Source organism: Bowmanella yangjiangensis (genome assembly GCF_018531185.1).
Classification (GTDB): domain Bacteria; phylum Pseudomonadota; class Gammaproteobacteria; order Enterobacterales; family Alteromonadaceae; genus Bowmanella; species Bowmanella yangjiangensis.
The window spans coordinates 117,188-131,420 of the sequence record NZ_JAHDJU010000001.1 but is presented as its reverse complement, the minus strand read 5'-3'; the positions used below and the strand labels follow the sequence as shown (position 1 = coordinate 131,420).

Annotated in this window: 21 protein-coding genes; 10 read left to right on the top strand and 11 right to left on the bottom strand. The window is 49.0% G+C overall.

Annotated elements, in window-relative coordinates:
- Genes murA through mlaF form a run of 7 tightly spaced genes read right to left on the bottom strand, consistent with a single transcriptional unit; the run spans nucleotide 1 to nucleotide 4,589 of the window.
- On the bottom strand, nucleotides 1-1,257 hold the full coding sequence (murA, locus tag KJY73_RS00635) for a UDP-N-acetylglucosamine 1-carboxyvinyltransferase (RefSeq protein WP_206595016.1): 1,257 nt from the start codon (nucleotides 1,255-1,257) through the stop codon (nucleotides 1-3).
- 3 nt (nucleotides 1,258-1,260) lie between these two features.
- Entirely contained in the window at nucleotides 1,261-1,518 is a 258-nt protein-coding gene (locus KJY73_RS00630) for a BolA family protein (protein WP_206595014.1), read from the bottom strand.
- A gap of 30 nt (nucleotides 1,519-1,548) precedes the next feature.
- A complete protein-coding gene (locus KJY73_RS00625; RefSeq protein WP_214339246.1) occupies nucleotides 1,549-1,848 on the bottom strand; it encodes an STAS domain-containing protein in 300 nt (99 codons plus the stop codon).
- Nucleotides 1,845-2,498: an ABC transporter substrate-binding protein gene (locus KJY73_RS00620; RefSeq protein ID WP_206595010.1), complete on the bottom strand. Its 654-nt coding sequence runs from the start codon at nucleotides 2,496-2,498 to the stop codon at nucleotides 1,845-1,847. The genes KJY73_RS00625 and KJY73_RS00620 overlap by 4 nt, the downstream gene beginning before the upstream one ends.
- A 35-nt stretch (nucleotides 2,499-2,533) precedes the next feature.
- A complete protein-coding gene (gene mlaD, locus KJY73_RS00615; protein WP_214339244.1) occupies nucleotides 2,534-3,001 on the bottom strand; it encodes an outer membrane lipid asymmetry maintenance protein MlaD in 468 nt (155 codons plus the stop codon).
- Nucleotides 3,002-3,015: 14 nt separating this feature from the next.
- A complete protein-coding gene (gene mlaE, locus KJY73_RS00610; RefSeq protein ID WP_214339241.1) occupies nucleotides 3,016-3,792 on the bottom strand; it encodes a lipid asymmetry maintenance ABC transporter permease subunit MlaE in 777 nt (258 codons plus the stop codon).
- Nucleotides 3,792-4,589, bottom strand: a complete 798-nt coding sequence (gene mlaF / locus KJY73_RS00605) for a phospholipid ABC transporter ATP-binding protein MlaF (protein WP_214339239.1) — start codon at nucleotides 4,587-4,589, stop codon at nucleotides 3,792-3,794. The genes mlaE and mlaF overlap by 1 nt, the downstream gene beginning before the upstream one ends.
- A gap of 280 nt (nucleotides 4,590-4,869) precedes the next feature.
- On the opposite strand from mlaF, the gene KJY73_RS00600 reads away from it, so the two are divergent.
- The 10 genes from KJY73_RS00600 (at nucleotide 4,870) to KJY73_RS00555 (ending at nucleotide 11,693) form a co-directional block, all read left to right on the top strand.
- Complete coding sequence (locus KJY73_RS00600; RefSeq protein ID WP_214339237.1) at nucleotides 4,870-5,826, top strand: calcium/sodium antiporter; 957 nt, start codon at nucleotides 4,870-4,872, stop codon at nucleotides 5,824-5,826.
- A gap of 20 nt (nucleotides 5,827-5,846) precedes the next feature.
- A complete protein-coding gene (kdsC, locus tag KJY73_RS00595; protein WP_214339235.1) occupies nucleotides 5,847-6,404 on the top strand; it encodes a 3-deoxy-manno-octulosonate-8-phosphatase KdsC in 558 nt (185 codons plus the stop codon).
- A complete protein-coding gene (gene lptC / locus KJY73_RS00590; RefSeq protein ID WP_214339233.1) occupies nucleotides 6,401-6,964 on the top strand; it encodes an LPS export ABC transporter periplasmic protein LptC in 564 nt (187 codons plus the stop codon). The genes kdsC and lptC overlap by 4 nt, the downstream gene beginning before the upstream one ends.
- Nucleotides 6,948-7,466 (top strand): lipopolysaccharide transport periplasmic protein LptA, encoded by a 519-nt coding sequence (gene lptA / locus KJY73_RS00585; protein ID WP_214339231.1) that lies wholly within the window; start codon nucleotides 6,948-6,950, stop codon nucleotides 7,464-7,466. Before lptC ends, lptA begins: the two co-directional genes overlap by 17 nt.
- 4 nt (nucleotides 7,467-7,470) lie before the next feature.
- Nucleotides 7,471-8,196 carry an LPS export ABC transporter ATP-binding protein gene (gene lptB / locus KJY73_RS00580; protein WP_206594979.1) on the top strand — a complete coding sequence of 242 codons (726 nt, stop codon included), beginning with the start codon at nucleotides 7,471-7,473 and terminating at the stop codon, nucleotides 8,194-8,196.
- 88 nt (nucleotides 8,197-8,284) lie between these two features.
- A complete protein-coding gene (locus KJY73_RS00575) occupies nucleotides 8,285-9,760 on the top strand; it encodes an RNA polymerase factor sigma-54 (protein WP_214339229.1) in 1,476 nt (491 codons plus the stop codon).
- A 27-nt stretch (nucleotides 9,761-9,787) separates the two neighbouring features.
- The gene (gene hpf, locus KJY73_RS00570; protein ID WP_206594976.1) at nucleotides 9,788-10,075 is read left to right on the top strand and encodes a ribosome hibernation promoting factor; all 288 of its coding nucleotides are present in this window, start codon (nucleotides 9,788-9,790) and stop codon (nucleotides 10,073-10,075) included.
- Nucleotides 10,076-10,135: 60 nt separating this feature from the next.
- Entirely contained in the window at nucleotides 10,136-10,579 is a 444-nt protein-coding gene (ptsN, locus tag KJY73_RS00565) for a PTS IIA-like nitrogen regulatory protein PtsN (RefSeq protein WP_206594974.1), read from the top strand.
- A complete protein-coding gene (gene rapZ, locus KJY73_RS00560; RefSeq protein WP_206594971.1) occupies nucleotides 10,576-11,424 on the top strand; it encodes an RNase adapter RapZ in 849 nt (282 codons plus the stop codon). Before ptsN ends, rapZ begins: the two co-directional genes overlap by 4 nt.
- Nucleotides 11,421-11,693, top strand: a complete 273-nt coding sequence (locus KJY73_RS00555) for an HPr family phosphocarrier protein (RefSeq protein ID WP_206594968.1) — start codon at nucleotides 11,421-11,423, stop codon at nucleotides 11,691-11,693. Before rapZ ends, KJY73_RS00555 begins: the two co-directional genes overlap by 4 nt.
- 10 nt (nucleotides 11,694-11,703) lie before the next feature.
- Here KJY73_RS00555 and rluF read toward each other — a convergent pair whose 3' ends face one another.
- The 4 genes from rluF to KJY73_RS00535 all read right to left on the bottom strand — a co-directional run bounded on the left by rluF (nucleotide 11,704) and on the right by KJY73_RS00535 (nucleotide 14,149).
- Nucleotides 11,704-12,441, bottom strand: a complete 738-nt coding sequence (rluF, locus tag KJY73_RS00550; RefSeq protein WP_206594966.1) for a 23S rRNA pseudouridine(2604) synthase RluF — start codon at nucleotides 12,439-12,441, stop codon at nucleotides 11,704-11,706.
- Between the two features lie 126 nt (nucleotides 12,442-12,567).
- Nucleotides 12,568-12,876: a DUF1272 domain-containing protein gene (locus KJY73_RS00545; RefSeq protein WP_214339227.1), complete on the bottom strand. Its 309-nt coding sequence runs from the start codon at nucleotides 12,874-12,876 to the stop codon at nucleotides 12,568-12,570.
- Nucleotides 12,876-13,190 (bottom strand): cupin domain-containing protein, encoded by a 315-nt coding sequence (locus KJY73_RS00540; protein WP_232848357.1) that lies wholly within the window; start codon nucleotides 13,188-13,190, stop codon nucleotides 12,876-12,878. Before KJY73_RS00540 ends, KJY73_RS00545 begins: the two co-directional genes overlap by 1 nt.
- Nucleotides 13,191-13,195: 5 nt before the next feature.
- Complete coding sequence (locus KJY73_RS00535; protein ID WP_214339224.1) at nucleotides 13,196-14,149, bottom strand: hypothetical protein; 954 nt, start codon at nucleotides 14,147-14,149, stop codon at nucleotides 13,196-13,198.
- Between the last annotated feature and the right edge of the window lie 84 nt (nucleotides 14,150-14,233).

Sequence of the window (14,233 nt, the reverse complement as noted above, 5' to 3'; positions counted from 1 at the left end):
TTACTGCACCCGTTGAATCTTGGCACCGAGACCGCCAAGCTTTACTTCAATCTGCTCATACCCACGGTCAAGATGGTAAATTCGGTCAACCAGTGTCTCACCTTGAGCAACTAAACCAGCAATGACCAAGCTTGCGGATGCGCGTAAGTCAGTTGCCATAACCTGAGCACCTTTTAGTTTGGAACCACCACGACATACCGCACTGTTTGCCTCTAAGTCGATACTCGCGCCCATGCGCTGTAATTCAGGCACATGCATAAAACGATTTTCAAAGATGGTTTCAGTCACCACACCAGTGCCCGACGCCACGCAATTGAGCGCCACAAACTGCGCCTGCATATCAGTGGGAAAGCCTGGATGCGGTGCCGTTTTGATATTGACACTTTTGGGCTGCTGCCCCTGCATGTCCAGCTCAATCCAGTCATCGCCATAGGTGACTTTGGCGCCCGCTTCTTTAAGCTTGCTAATCACCGCATCCAGAGTGTCCGGTGCTGCATGCTCACAGCGAACTTTCCCTCCCGTCGCCGCAGCTGCAACCAAAAAGGTGCCGGTTTCTATACGGTCAGGCAATACACTATGATGGCAAGCGTTCAGGCTTTCCACGCCTTGGATAACAATCTTGTCTGTGCCGGCACCACTGACCTTGGCCCCCATACTGTTCAGGCAGTTTGCCAAATCCACAATCTCGGGTTCCCTTGCCGCATTTTCCAGAATAGTTGTCCCCTCGGCCAATACGGCAGCCATCATAAGGTTTTCGGTTGCACCAACACTGACCATATCCATAAAGATATTGGCACCTTGTAAGCGACCATCAACATGCGCCGAAATATAGCCAGACTCCACTTCAATCTTGGCGCCCATCAATTCCAGGCCGCTCAGATGTAAGTTCACGGGACGCGCTCCAATTGCACAGCCACCAGGCAAGGACACTTGGGCGCGTCCAAACCTTGCCAGCAAGGGTCCCAGCACCAAGATCGAAGCGCGCATGGTTTTGACCAGATCGTAGGGAGCAATCAGGTTAGTGATCTCACTGGCATCGATGTTGACCTTATCAGCCTCGACACTCACCCTTGCACCTAGCTGCCCCAACAAAGCCAGGGTGGTTCTAACATCTCTCAATGCTGGCACATTGGTAAAAACACAAGGCTTTTCCGTCAGCAAACCTGCCATCAATAATGGCAGTGCTGCATTTTTAGCACCAGAAATCCTCACGGTTCCATTGAGTGGTCCGTTTCCCTTAATCAACAGCTTATCCATTGCTCACTCCGGCATCAGAAACTTGCGCTCACGCTGCCATTCTTCTGGTGTGAACGCTTTGATAGATAGTGCATGTACAGTGCCATCGGCAATCAACGCAGACAAAGGGGCATAGACCATCTGTTGCTTTTTGACCCGGCTGGCTCCGTCGAATTGAGCGGATACGGCAATAACCTGAAAATGGGAGCCTTCTCCCTTGACGTACAGTTCGTTAAGCTCCAGAGCATCCTTGAGCAACTGTTCGATTTGACTGATTGGCATAAGAAACTTCCAGCCTGTGGCACAGGCTGGTTATTCTAACGGTAAAAGCTTGTCTACGTCGCTGATTTTTGCCAACTTGAGTAAAGTATCTGGCGGATTGGTAAAACGCATTGATACGCCGCGCTGTCTGGCCTCACCAACCAACCTAACCAGCCAGGCCAGCCCAGCCATATCGGATTGCTGCAAATCAGCTAAATCAAGGGTCAGTTGTTTATGCTGCCAAAGCGCGCTTTGTTGAGCTTCCAGATCCATAACATAGTCGAGGGTCAATGAACCCACCAGGCGACAAACGCCTGGTGAGTCCGCGAACTCAATATTCAGTGCACTCATGCACTACCTTCGGCAATCTTCTGCAGGGAAATGGGTTGAGCGTTCTTCTCTTTCATCAGTTTGATTACGGCATCAATACCGTCCTGACGAATGATTCCTTCCAATTCGCTCTGCTTGCTGGAAAGCATACTGATACCTTCAGCTACCATGTCGTAAGCTTTCCATTGCTCTGTGTTATTACTCTTGCGTACCTTGAAGGCAAGCTTGATATCAGGTCTGCCTTCCTCTTTAACTAACGCTCGCACAGTAACGACACGCTCTTCTTCTACTTCACCGCGATTGGGTTCAAACTCAACGGTTTGGTTATCATACTGAGCCATTGCCAAGGCATAGGTGGTTACCAGATAGTCGCGAAAAACCTGCACATATTCAGGAATACGTTCTCTGGGCACGGACTTGAAATGCTTGCCTAAGACTTTAAGCGCTGCAAACTTGTAATCAATATAAGGCAGCAGCTCTTGCTCCATGATCTCCCGCAAAATTTCAGGATTAGCCTTAATTTCACCCCTTTCTGATTTGATGCGGTCAAAGGTCTTGGTAGCCACCGAGGACAACAATTGATAGGGATCATCCTGATCCTGTGCAAATACCTGGCTTGACAAAACCAGTGTTGCTACAGCAAACCAGCTCATCAGCTTCTTAACTAACATATATACTCTCCACGCAAACTAAAAAAATCTGGGGCTTAATCGTTACCTCGGCTAAACAGGAACTGGCCAATTAAGTCCTCCAGTACCAATGCCGATTTGGTATCTTCGATAAACTGCCCGGGTTTGAGGACATCATCCTCATCCAGCATAAAACCAGGTTGCAGCCCAATATATTGCTCACCCAAAAGCCCAGAGGTAAGAATAGACACCGAACTGGTGGCCGGAAACTTGTCGAACTCTTTACCTATCACCAAGGTCACCACAGGGCTAAAATCATCTTCATCCAGACTAATGCTGCCCACTCGGCCAACGACCACGCCGCCGACCTTAATTGGTGAGCGCACTTTCAAACCACCGATGTTGTCAAACTTGGCCTTCAGCACATAAGTCTCACCATTGCCACTGATGCCTCTGTCTGCCACCTTCAGGGCCAGCATGATAAGGGCGGCAGCGGCAATAGCGACAAACATCCCAACCAATACTTCAACTTTTCTAGAATTCATTGCCCAATCCCCTGTCAATGCGTACCAAACATCAATGCGGTTAAAACGAAATCCACTCCCAGCACAGCCAGAGAGGAATATACAACAGTCTCAGTTGTCGCCTTGCTGATGCCTTCAGAAGTAGGAACAGAGTCATAGCCTTTGAATACCGCAATCCAAGTTACGATAACTGCAAAGACCAGGCTCTTGATAATGCCGTTACCCACATCTTTCTCAAACTCAACAGACGCTTGCATAACAGACCAGTAGCTACCAGCGTCAACACCTAACCAATCGACCCCAACAACCTGACCACCTAATATGCCTACGGCGCTGAAAATTACTGCCAACATTGGCATAGCGATAATACCGGCCCATAGCCTCGGGGCGATCACCCGGCGTAATGGATCTACTGCCATCATTTCAAGGCTGCTCAACTGCTCGGTGGCCTTCATCAAGCCGATCTCAGCCGTCAGCGCAGAGCCGGCACGACCAGCAAACAATAATGCGGTTACCACGGGCCCCAACTCACGCAGCAGGGACAGCGCCACCATAGGACCCAGGCTTTCTTCAGCCCCGTAGTCCACTAGTACCGTATAGCCTTGTAAGGCCATAACCATGCCGATAAATGCACCAGAAACAACAATAATCAATAAAGACTGCACCCCAACGACATAGATCTGTTTGATCGTCAGGGGAATATTCTTCAACTGAGGTTTGGCAACCAAGGCGCCAACTAACAAGTAAGCAGCCCGCCCAACGACAGCCAAAGTCTCTAAAGTAGACCTGCCCAGGCGTGCAAACCATTCCATCAACGTCTCTCCAATAATTGCTGTTCCAAACTTTGGGCTGGAAAATGAAAAGGCACGGGACCATCAGCGCGGCCAAGCAGAAACTGTTGCACCAAAGGCGATTCATGAGTTCGAATCTGTTCTGGGGTACCTTCCCCTATAATCTTTTTGTCTGCCAGGATGTACACATAATCGGCAATGGACATGACCTCAGTCACATCATGCGTTACCACCACACTGGTCAAATTTAAGGCGTTATTTAATTCCTTAATTAGCTTAACTAAGACTCCCATGGAAATAGGATCCTGCCCGGCAAAGGGCTCGTCATACATGATAAGCTCAGGATCCAGAGCGATAGCCCGGGCCAGCGCTGCTCGCCTGGCCATGCCGCCAGATAATTCACTGGGCATCATATCTGCCGCGCCGCGCAACCCTACGGCCTGCAGTTTCATCAACACCAGCAGTCGAATTAAATCTTCAGACAACCTGGTATGCTCTCGCAGGGGGAAGGCGACATTGTCAAATACCGTCATTTCGGTAAACAGTGCGCCACTTTGAAACAGCATGCTCATATGACGTCGCACTTCAAACAAGCGCGACCTGCGCATTTTAGGGATAGACTCGCCCTTGAAAAGTATCTCTCCGCTATCGGGGCGCAACTGACCGCCAATCAGTTTCAATAAGGTGGTTTTACCAATACCACTGGGGCCCATAATGGCCGTGGTTTTACCTTTGGCGAGACGCAAAGAAATGTCCTGATAAATTAATCGCTTACCGCGAGAAAACGTCAGGTTGTCTACATTTACCAAGTCTTCCATTTACTCATCCATTCACCGGGCTTCTGGTCCGAACAACCAGAACATGGCGTATTGTAATGTTTTTCATGAAACTGCAACAAAGCTAAAAAGTAATAAGTTGTGTTCTAATTGTTCGAAAATCGTAGAACAACTCATTATCCCACGTTGCTTTTGAACGGTCAGAAGCAAATTGTAAACGCAAGTGTTTACTTAGGCAATCTATGATTCCCTGCATTAGGAAAATCCCTGGCTTTTTGCGACAATCCCTATACGTGTCGACAGGGACGGAGTTGAACAGTCCGTGATCATTGAGTTTTTACTCTTCCTGGGCGCCCTGATAGCCCTGAGTTGGAGTGCTGAACGCTTTATTTGCGGGGCGTCGGCATTGGCAAAGAATTTTGGACTGCCTCCATTACTCATAGGATTAACTATTGTGGCTATGGGTTCTTCCGCGCCTGAGATTATGGTGTCGGTCAGTGCTGCCCTGGCAGGTAGCCGCGACACAGCCGTCGGCAATGCCATTGGTTCTAATATAGCGAATATTGGCTTGGTGCTGGGTATTGCAGCCTTGCTCCGGCCGCTACAAATAGCCTCCACAACGCTGCGTCGGGAAATGCCAATTTTACTCTTGGTATCATTGCTGGCGGCATATTTACTCTGGGATGGTGTGCTGGGGTATCGGGAAGGCCTGTTGTTGTTGCTTCTGTTCTTTTTGGTCATTGGTTTGCTAGCTTGGCTTTCTCTGCGAAGTGATAAAGCGGACCCCCTCAACACAGAGGTGGATAAAGAATTACCGCGTTTATCCAGCTCAAAAGCAGTGATATGGCTGCTGGCAGGATCACTGTTACTTCCACTTAGTGCCCATATAATGGTAGATTCCGCCACACATATTGCCAGAACTCTAGGCATCAGTGATTTAGTCATTGGGCTAACCATTGTCGCCATAGGTACCAGCTTGCCCGAGTTAGCAACAAGTGTTGCCGGAATACTCAAGAAAGAAGATGATTTAGCCTTAGGAAACATTCTGGGCTCCAACATTTTTAATATACTGGCGGTTTTATCCATGCCAGGAATGTTGGCCCCGGGTTACATAGATCCTCAGGCCATGCAGCGTGATATGCCAGTAATGTTGGTATTAACCCTGCTACTTGTATTGTTTTGCTTCGCCATAAAAGAACGCCGACGTGTAGAACGCTGGCAAGGCGGATTGCTGCTGGCTTGCTACCTAGCGTATCAAACCAGCCTGTTTCAAACTTAAAACACGCAAAAGTACATTGAATGACAAGCCCAGTTTCGACCCTCTATGGCCACATCGACAACAGCCTGTTCGAGCGCTGCAAAGCTATTTGTTTGCTGGTTTGCGATGTAGACGGAATTTTCTCGGACGGACGAATTTATTTGGGTAACGCCGGCGAAGAGTTAAAAGCGTTTCATACCAGAGACGGTTACGGTGTAAAAGCGCTAATGAATATAGGCGTGGAAGTGGCCGTGATTACCGGCCGAAAATCCCGCATTGTCGAAGATAGAATGCGCGCCTTAGGCATCAGACATATCATTCAGGGAGAGGAAAACAAAGGCTTCGCCTTGCAAAATCTGATGACGGAACTTGAATTAACCTCTGAGCAGGTCGCCGCCATGGGAGATGACATGCCGGATTTGAGCATGTTTGAGCTATGCGCTTTGAGCATATCTGTGCCCGATGGCCATCCTTTTGTAAAGCAACAAGCTGACTACATTACGCAGTGTTCAGGTGGCTTTGGGGCAGTGCGCGAGGTTTGTGACCTGCTCCTGCAGGCCCAGGATAAACTGACCATCAGTCACGGCAGCAGCATATGAACCGCTTAACCTTAAGTATACTTCTGCTGTTCTTGCTGATTGTGGCCACCAACTACAACTGGTGGCAGGACAGCGAACAACCCCAGACAAACCAACCCAGGGAAGATGTATGGCAGCCGAATTATCAGGCGCGCAATATGCAAACCAACCTGTATAACGAGGAAGGGGTTCTCACCCACAGCATCCATGCTACCGTCATGGAACATTATGAAGCCCTGGGTTTTACCTTGTTTCAACAGCCTCAATACAGCGTGTTTGTTAAGGCTGATGAGCCCCCTTGGGAAATTACCGCCCAGGAAGGCACCTTATATGAAGACAACCGCATCCAATTGGAAACCAATGTTGAGATCCGCAGTCTCAGTGAAGACGGCATTTTACAAACCATCAATACCAGCTTTATTGAAATCGATCTCAACAACAAGATCATGCATTCAGACCAGCCCGTGACTATTTCAGGCGTCAATTACACCATTCGCGGCAATGGTTTTAGTGCTGATATGAATAACAAACAATTTGAATTACTGGATCACGTAGAGACCATCTATGGCAAAGACAACTAAACTGAACCTGCTGCTGACCGCCTTGCTAATCAGCGCCGCTGCCAATGCCATCAATCAGGACTTCAATGAACCCATCCGAGTGGCCTCTAAATTCCAGTCCGGAGATGGCATCAACAAAATCTCCATCTTTCGGGAAGATGTAAAAATCACTCAGGGTTCACTCAGCATTGAAGCGGGTGAAGTGGAAGTAAATGCCGAGCAGGGTAAAGGCCGGGAAATTTTTATCGCCCGCGGTAATCCTGCCGAATATCAGCAAACCATGGCAGATGGTAGTCGCATTCGAGCGTTGGCAAACCATATCGAATACCATGTAGAAAAACGCACACTGACGCTTAGCGGAAATGCTGAGCTACATCAAAACAGTAGCAGTGTCAGCGGTGATAAAATCGAATTCAACATGGAGAAAGAGCAGTTGGTTGCCCAAGGTTCAGATGACGGAGATGGTCGCGTAGAGACAATATTCCAGCCTGAACCGAAGAAAAAACCCGTGCAGGAGAAGTAACAGCATGCCCACCTTGAAGGCCTCACATCTGGCCAAAAGCTACAAAAACCGCCAGGTGGTGCGTGATGTCAGTTTGCAAGTCAGCGCCGGACAGATAGTTGGTCTGCTGGGACCCAATGGTGCGGGTAAGACAACCTCTTTCTATATGATTGTTGGCTTGGTGCCCATGGATAAAGGCCAAATTTTTATCGACGACGAAGAACTCAGCCACGAACCTATGCACGTTCGAGCTCGTCGTGGCATAGGTTATTTGCCACAGGAATCATCCATTTTTCGCAAGTTGACGGTATATCAAAACCTGATGGCTATTTTGGAAACACGTAAAGAGCTGAATCAGGAACAACGCGAGCAAGAAGCCGACGCTCTGTTGGATGAGTTCAATATTAACCATATCCGGCATAGCACCGGCATGAGCTTATCCGGCGGTGAAAGGCGCAGGGTTGAAATTGCCAGAGCCTTGTCTGCCAATCCTCGCTTTATTTTGTTAGATGAACCTTTTGCCGGTGTCGACCCTATCTCTGTCAGCGATATTAAAAAGATTATCCATCATCTCAAAGACAGAGGAATCGGCGTTCTGATCACCGACCACAATGTTCGTGAAACCCTGGATGTGTGTGAGAAAGCCTATATTGTCAGCCATGGTGAATTAATCGCCGAAGGCAGCGCCGAACAGGTGTTGAATGACAAGCAGGTGAGAGATGTATACCTCGGAGAACAATTCAGGCTATAGTTAAGGCGTATGCCGCAGGGTACCTTGACCTTTGCTAAAACGCCCATATCAATATCTTGAAAGGCCATTGGAACATAATAAGAAGTAGATGAAGCCCGCATTACAACTAAAATTCAGCCAGCAGCTCACTATGACGCCGCAACTGCAACAGGCCATCCGCCTGCTTCAGTTGTCCACGCTGGATCTACAGCAGGAAATCCAGGAAGCCCTGGACTCCAACCCATTGTTGGAAGCGGATGACGGACAGGACTTCTCTGCCGGAGACGTGCAGGATTTAAATAGTCCCGACAATGAATCTCTTTCTAATGGCGAGCACAGCGAGAGCCTGGAAGCCGGCGACGCATTGGAAAAGCAGGAACTGCCCGATGAGTTACCCGTAGATACCACTTGGGATGAATACTACAGCGCCTCTTCGGCCCCCGCTTCGTCTTCTACAGCCAGTGATGATGATGCCATTTACCAGGGGGAAACCTCTGACAATATTCAGGATCACCTGCTTTGGCAGATGCGTCTGACCCCTTTCAGTGAAACCGATGCTGCCATTGCCATTGCCATTATCGATAGTATTGATGAGTCTGGATACCTGACAGTCAGTACCGAAGATATCCTGCAAAGCCTGGATATTGAAAACGAAGAGGTAGAACTGGATGAAATTGAGTGTGTACTGAAGCGCATTCAAATGTTTGATCCGGTTGGGGTAGGCTCCCGTTCAGTGCAGGAATGTCTGCTGGTGCAGTTGCGTCAATTTGCACCGGACACGCCTTGGCTGGAAGAAGCCAAAGCATTGATTAATGAATATAGCGATCTGCTGGCTGCCAAAGATTACCGAACTCTGATGCGCAAAGCGCGTCTTAAAGAAGAAGAATTACGCGAAGCACTGCGGTTACTGCAAACGCTCAATCCACGCCCTGGTAGCGCCATTGTCACCAGCGAACCGGAATACGTTATACCGGACGTATCTGTTGCCAAGAAAAATGGGCGCTGGATAGTAGAGCTGAACCCTGACAGCTTACCTAAGCTGAGTATTAACCAGCAGTATGCCGCCATGAGCCGCAATGCGCGCAATTCCAGCGACAGCCAGTTTATTCGCTCGCACATGCAAGAAGCGAAATGGTTTATCAAAAGTCTGGAAAGCCGCAATGACACCTTACTGAAGGTCGCTAACTGTATTGTTCAGCAGCAACAGGGCTTCTTTGAATACGGCCCAGAAGCCATGAAGCCTATGGTATTGAACGATGTGGCAGAAATGGTAGATATGCATGAGTCCACCATTTCCAGGGTAACCACACAGAAATATATGCATACGCCACGCGGCATTTATGAGCTGAAGTATTTCTTCTCCAGCCACGTAGCAACCGAAAGCGGCGGGGAATGTTCATCTACCGCTATTCGAGCTCTGATTAAGAAACTGGTGGCGGCAGAAAAACCTGCCAAGCCACTTAGTGATAGCAAAATTGCGCAGTTGTTAGCCGACCAAGGCATTATGGTTGCCCGGCGAACAATCGCCAAGTACCGGGAATCACTATCGATTCCCCCATCTAACCAACGCAAGAGTCTGCTGTAAGACTCGCCAACAAAAGGAAGAGGCACTATGCAAATCAACCTTACTGGTCATCACGTTGAAATCACCGATTCTCTTCGCGACTACGTTGATAGTAAATTTACTAAGTTGGAGAGACACTTCGATCACATTAATAATGTTCATGTCATTCTGAATGTCGAAAAGCTGAACCAGAAAGCGGAGGCTACATTACATTTGAACGGTACCGAAGTCTTTGCTATTTCCGAACATACTGATATGTATGCTGCCATTGATAGTCTTATCGATAAGCTTGATCGCCAGGTGCTCAAGCATAAGGAAAAGATGAAACGCCATTAGGCCCACTGATGCCATAAACAGGCTTAGCCTGTTTATGGCCACACAGACAAAAAACGCAAAATGGAAATCAAAGACATCCTCACCCCAGACCGCACTGTATGTGCAGTACAAGGCTCCAGCAAAAAACGCATTCTGGAATCCATTAGTGATATTGCCGCCCAACACCTTCCGGATATAGGCCAGGATGCCATTCTGACTAGCTTACTTAACCGGGAAAAGATGGGTAGTACAGGCATTGGTTGTGGTATTGCCATTCCTCACGGACGCTTAGCCGGCCTGAGTAATGTAACCGCAATATTGGTTACCAGTCAGCCAGGGGTCGCATTTGAAGCGATAGACAACCAACCGGTCGACATATTTTTCGCTATATTGGTCCCCGAGGACCAGGCACAAGGGCATTTACAAACCCTGGCCACCATTGCCGCCAAATTGAATGACAAGGAAACGGTAAAAAAACTGCGTCACGCCCAATCAAATCAGGAACTATTTGAGGCTATAGTGTGAAACTCATCATCATCAGTGGTCGTTCCGGCTCAGGGAAATCTATTGTACTCAGAGCGCTGGAAGATCTTGGTTATTACTGTGTAGACAATATTCCCGTTAACCTGCTCCCTACCCTCACCCATACTGTGGTGGACGAATATGATCAGGTGGCCGTTAGTATTGATGTGCGCAATCTGCCCAAGGACCCGGAAGAACTGGTCGAAATTCTCGACTATCTGCCGTCGACCTGGGAGTTAACCATTCTCTATCTCGACGCCAGTGATGATGTACTGATTAAGCGCTTTAGCGAAACCCGTCGTTTGCACCCCTTGTCCAAGCACAGTAAGTCACTGACAGATGCCATTCAGTCTGAGTCGGTGCTGCTCGGCCCGATAATCGAAAGAGCCGATTTGTATATCGATACCGGTGAACTGTCAGTACATCAACTGGCCGAGCTGGTTCGAGAACGTATTCTGGGCAAGAAAAGCTCGCGCCTGGTGCTGGTATTTGAATCCTTTGGTTTTAAGCATGGCATTCCCAAGGATGCTGATTATGTGTTTGATGCGCGTTTCCTGCCCAATCCCCATTGGGAGCCGGAACTTAAGAATCTCACCGGCTTAGACCCTCAGGTTGAAGCTTTTCTGGGTTCGCAGGCCATTGTCACCAAGTTTATCTGGCAGATACAGAACCTGATATCCACTTGGTTACCGCATCTGGAGCGGAATAACCGCAGCTATGTGACTATTGCCATTGGTTGTACCGGTGGCCAGCATCGTTCTGTTTTTGTGGCAGAGAGTCTGGCAAAAACCTTTAGGGCCGTGCATCCGGATGTGCAGATCCGTCACAGAGAGTTATCACGCAAATGAAATTAGAAAAGACCCTGCTGATTCAGAACAAGCTGGGCCTGCACGCCAGAGCAGCTACTCAGCTGGCTAAACTGGCGGTGCAATTCGATGCCCAGGTCACCCTGGTACAAGGTGAAAAGTCCGCCTCAGCCACCAGCGTGCTGGGGCTGATGATGCTGGAAAGCAGTATGGGCAAGGAAGTCGTGGTGATCAGCGAAGGTCAGGATGCACAAGCCGCGCTGTCAGCAGTTGAACAACTCATCCAGCAAAAATTCAACGAAGCGGAATAAGGTTGTTCACTCAGGCCGTTTTCTTCGAATGGGTAATTGCCTGATTAATCTCAGCCATTTCACTATCAGACAGGTCTCGCCACTGGCCTGGTCTTAAATTCCCCAGCTCAACATTCATAATACGCACGCGTTTCAAACTGACCACCTCATAACCGAGGAACTCGCACATACGTCGAATCTGTCTGTTCAGGCCCTGCGTCAGAATGATACGAAATGAAAAACGCCCGGTAGCTTTTACTTTGCAAGGCTTGGTCACCGTACCCAGAATCGGCACACCCTGACTCATTTGTCGGGTAAATCGCTCACTGACCGGCTGGTTCACCGTCACCACATACTCTTTTTCGTGTTCGTTGCCTGCCCGCAAGATCTTGTTGACGATATCGCCGTCCGTAGTCAGGAAAATCAGCCCTTCAGAGTCTTTATCCAGACGGCCGATGGGAAAAATGCGCTGCCGATGACGAATAGCATCGACAATATTGCCGCGCACACCGCGCTCTGTGGTGCAGATAACACCGACAGGTTTGTTGTAGGCAATATAAGTGCGATCAGACTTATCCATGGCACTGGCGCCCACACCTTTGCCATCCACCGCAACTTGGTCGCCAGGCATCACCTTGGTGCCTAACTCCGGGATCTGACCATTAATAGTCACCCGTTTTTGCTCAATGAGCTTATCCGCCTCACGACGCGAACAATAGCCAGAATCACTGATAAATTTATTAAGCCTGATGGCGCCGTTTTCGCTCATATATCCTCCAGCGCCCTTGCGCCAGGGAATTTTAATCTATGCGGCAGTGCAGATCACGGTAAAACTAGCTAATCAAACTGGCATAGCTGTTCGCTGGCAGATCAGAGGCAGGAAACTTGCCGGGCTTTAGCGCTCAGCCGGTGGAATCGAAGCTAGTTTTTGGCTAAAGGTCTGCATCTCTTCGACGCAATAACGGCTATGCACAGCATTCGTCGAAGCCGGTTGTTGTGTCAAACTCACTCCGGGGCGATAAGCGTTTTTGGGACGTACCGGCCTTGGCATAAAACCGCCTCCACAATTTGGGCAAACATTTTGCAAAACACGCTCAACGCAGTCCCGACAGAAGGTACATTCATAACTGCAAATCAGTGCCAGTTGCGAATCCGTAGGCAAGGCGCGGTTGCAACATTCACAATTTGGTCGTAGTTGAAGCATCAGAGGCTTCCCTGCTTTTCCACCACCAGGATCCTGGCTTCCCCAACGGGAAAAGCACAGTGCTCGGTTCCTTCATTGGCGAAAAAAATGTCGCCGGCATTTAATATGGCAGAACGCTCCCCTTCCACATCTCGATACTTCATCTCCACCTGACCATCCAACACCACAAAGACTTCCTCACCGTCATTGATATGCCAGCGATAGGGCTTATCCGTCCAATGCAGACGAGTGCTGACCCCCTGCATAGAGGCTATATCCAAAGCCCCCCAGGGACGAGATGCGGTGAAGTCTTTGGCTCGGATGATGCTGGTCATAATGTCTATTTACACAAAGGGGGAGCAATATCCCGGGTTAATGCCTTGATACTAAATGGCTCAGTATCCTTGTCACCAATATTAATGCGCAGTGCATCAATCAGGTTGTAATCACCAGCGCCATTTAAACGCCATAAATTTGTGGCAGTTTTGCGACCGTAATTTTTATCCAGGCAAAATGGCTCGGTGTCGCCATGAATAAACAACATAGGCCTGCCAAACTCGGCGGCAACATCTCGCAGTTGCTTGCGGTATGCCTGATAAGGGTCGCAATCGCTGGTGCGACTGCGAGAGCATGGTGGTTTGCCTTCAAGCTGGGTGATATCAGCATGGGCGGCAACCACCATATGCGTTACGTTGTGCGCTTTGGCAACGGTTAGCGCTTCCTGTAACCATAGATGATTGGCCTTGTCCCGCGCCTCAACCTGCTCAAGCGCATAGCTGGGATCATCCAGATAGACCTGCTGTCTGCCGTTAACTGTGCCCAGAATATGCAAAGTCACAAACAGGCTGTTATCCACCAGCCAACGGGCGTTTTCAGGAAAAGCGTCTTGACGGGCCAACTGCCACTCCGGCAATCCTTTGGGCGCTGGCTCATAAAACAATTCTCTTAACCAGCCCAAGGCCTGATACTCGCTGACCGGCTTGGCATTACTTGGTCTATCGCAGTCCGTCCAGTCATTGTCGCCCGGTGTTAAAAACACCCGTTCTGGCTTCAGACTGTACAAATCATCACGAAGCGCCTTAAGCCCGGCGTAACTGCAAACCGCTTTACTGCCCTGCATATCGCCGCCATGGATGACAAAATCCGCATCGGCACTGACAATGGCTGGCCTGACTATGTTCTTATACACATATTCTTGGGTGTCCGTATAAGGTAAGTCCTGCAACACAATAAAGGTGGGGGACGCCAGAACAGGGGTGCAGGCAAGACCAACTGCCAAAATCAAATTGCGCAAAGAACTACTCCATGGAATGCATTGTGGGCTTACCCTACATTCTCGCCGACAATTTTTACAGAAGTAAGAAGCCAGGTAGCCAAT

Bases quoted from the DNA above. Each gene is read 5' to 3' on its own strand.
- murA (WP_206595016.1), bottom strand. From the start codon at position 1,257: ATGGATAAGCTGTTGATTAAGGGAAACGGACCACTCAATGGAACCGTG.
- KJY73_RS00630 (WP_206595014.1), bottom strand. From the start codon at position 1,518: ATGCCAATCAGTCAAATCGAACAGTTGCTCAAGGATGCTCTGGAGCTT.
- KJY73_RS00625 (WP_214339246.1), bottom strand. From the start codon at position 1,848: ATGAGTGCACTGAATATTGAGTTCGCGGACTCACCAGGCGTTTGTCGC.
- KJY73_RS00620 (WP_206595010.1), bottom strand. From the start codon at position 2,498: ATGTTAGTTAAGAAGCTGATGAGCTGGTTTGCTGTAGCAACACTGGTT.
- mlaD (WP_214339244.1), bottom strand. From the start codon at position 3,001: ATGAATTCTAGAAAAGTTGAAGTATTGGTTGGGATGTTTGTCGCTATT.
- mlaE (WP_214339241.1), bottom strand. From the start codon at position 3,792: ATGGAATGGTTTGCACGCCTGGGCAGGTCTACTTTAGAGACTTTGGCT.
- mlaF (WP_214339239.1), bottom strand. From the start codon at position 4,589: ATGGAAGACTTGGTAAATGTAGACAACCTGACGTTTTCTCGCGGTAAG.
- kdsC (WP_214339235.1), top strand. From the start codon at position 5,847: ATGACAAGCCCAGTTTCGACCCTCTATGGCCACATCGACAACAGCCTG.
- lptC (WP_214339233.1), top strand. From the start codon at position 6,401: ATGAACCGCTTAACCTTAAGTATACTTCTGCTGTTCTTGCTGATTGTG.
- lptA (WP_214339231.1), top strand. From the start codon at position 6,948: ATGGCAAAGACAACTAAACTGAACCTGCTGCTGACCGCCTTGCTAATC.
- lptB (WP_206594979.1), top strand. From the start codon at position 7,471: ATGCCCACCTTGAAGGCCTCACATCTGGCCAAAAGCTACAAAAACCGC.
- KJY73_RS00575 (WP_214339229.1), top strand. From the start codon at position 8,285: ATGAAGCCCGCATTACAACTAAAATTCAGCCAGCAGCTCACTATGACG.
- hpf (WP_206594976.1), top strand. From the start codon at position 9,788: ATGCAAATCAACCTTACTGGTCATCACGTTGAAATCACCGATTCTCTT.
- ptsN (WP_206594974.1), top strand. From the start codon at position 10,136: ATGGAAATCAAAGACATCCTCACCCCAGACCGCACTGTATGTGCAGTA.
- KJY73_RS00555 (WP_206594968.1), top strand. From the start codon at position 11,421: ATGAAATTAGAAAAGACCCTGCTGATTCAGAACAAGCTGGGCCTGCAC.
- rluF (WP_206594966.1), bottom strand. From the start codon at position 12,441: ATGAGCGAAAACGGCGCCATCAGGCTTAATAAATTTATCAGTGATTCT.
- KJY73_RS00545 (WP_214339227.1), bottom strand. From the start codon at position 12,876: ATGCTTCAACTACGACCAAATTGTGAATGTTGCAACCGCGCCTTGCCT.
- KJY73_RS00540 (WP_232848357.1), bottom strand. From the start codon at position 13,190: ATGACCAGCATCATCCGAGCCAAAGACTTCACCGCATCTCGTCCCTGG.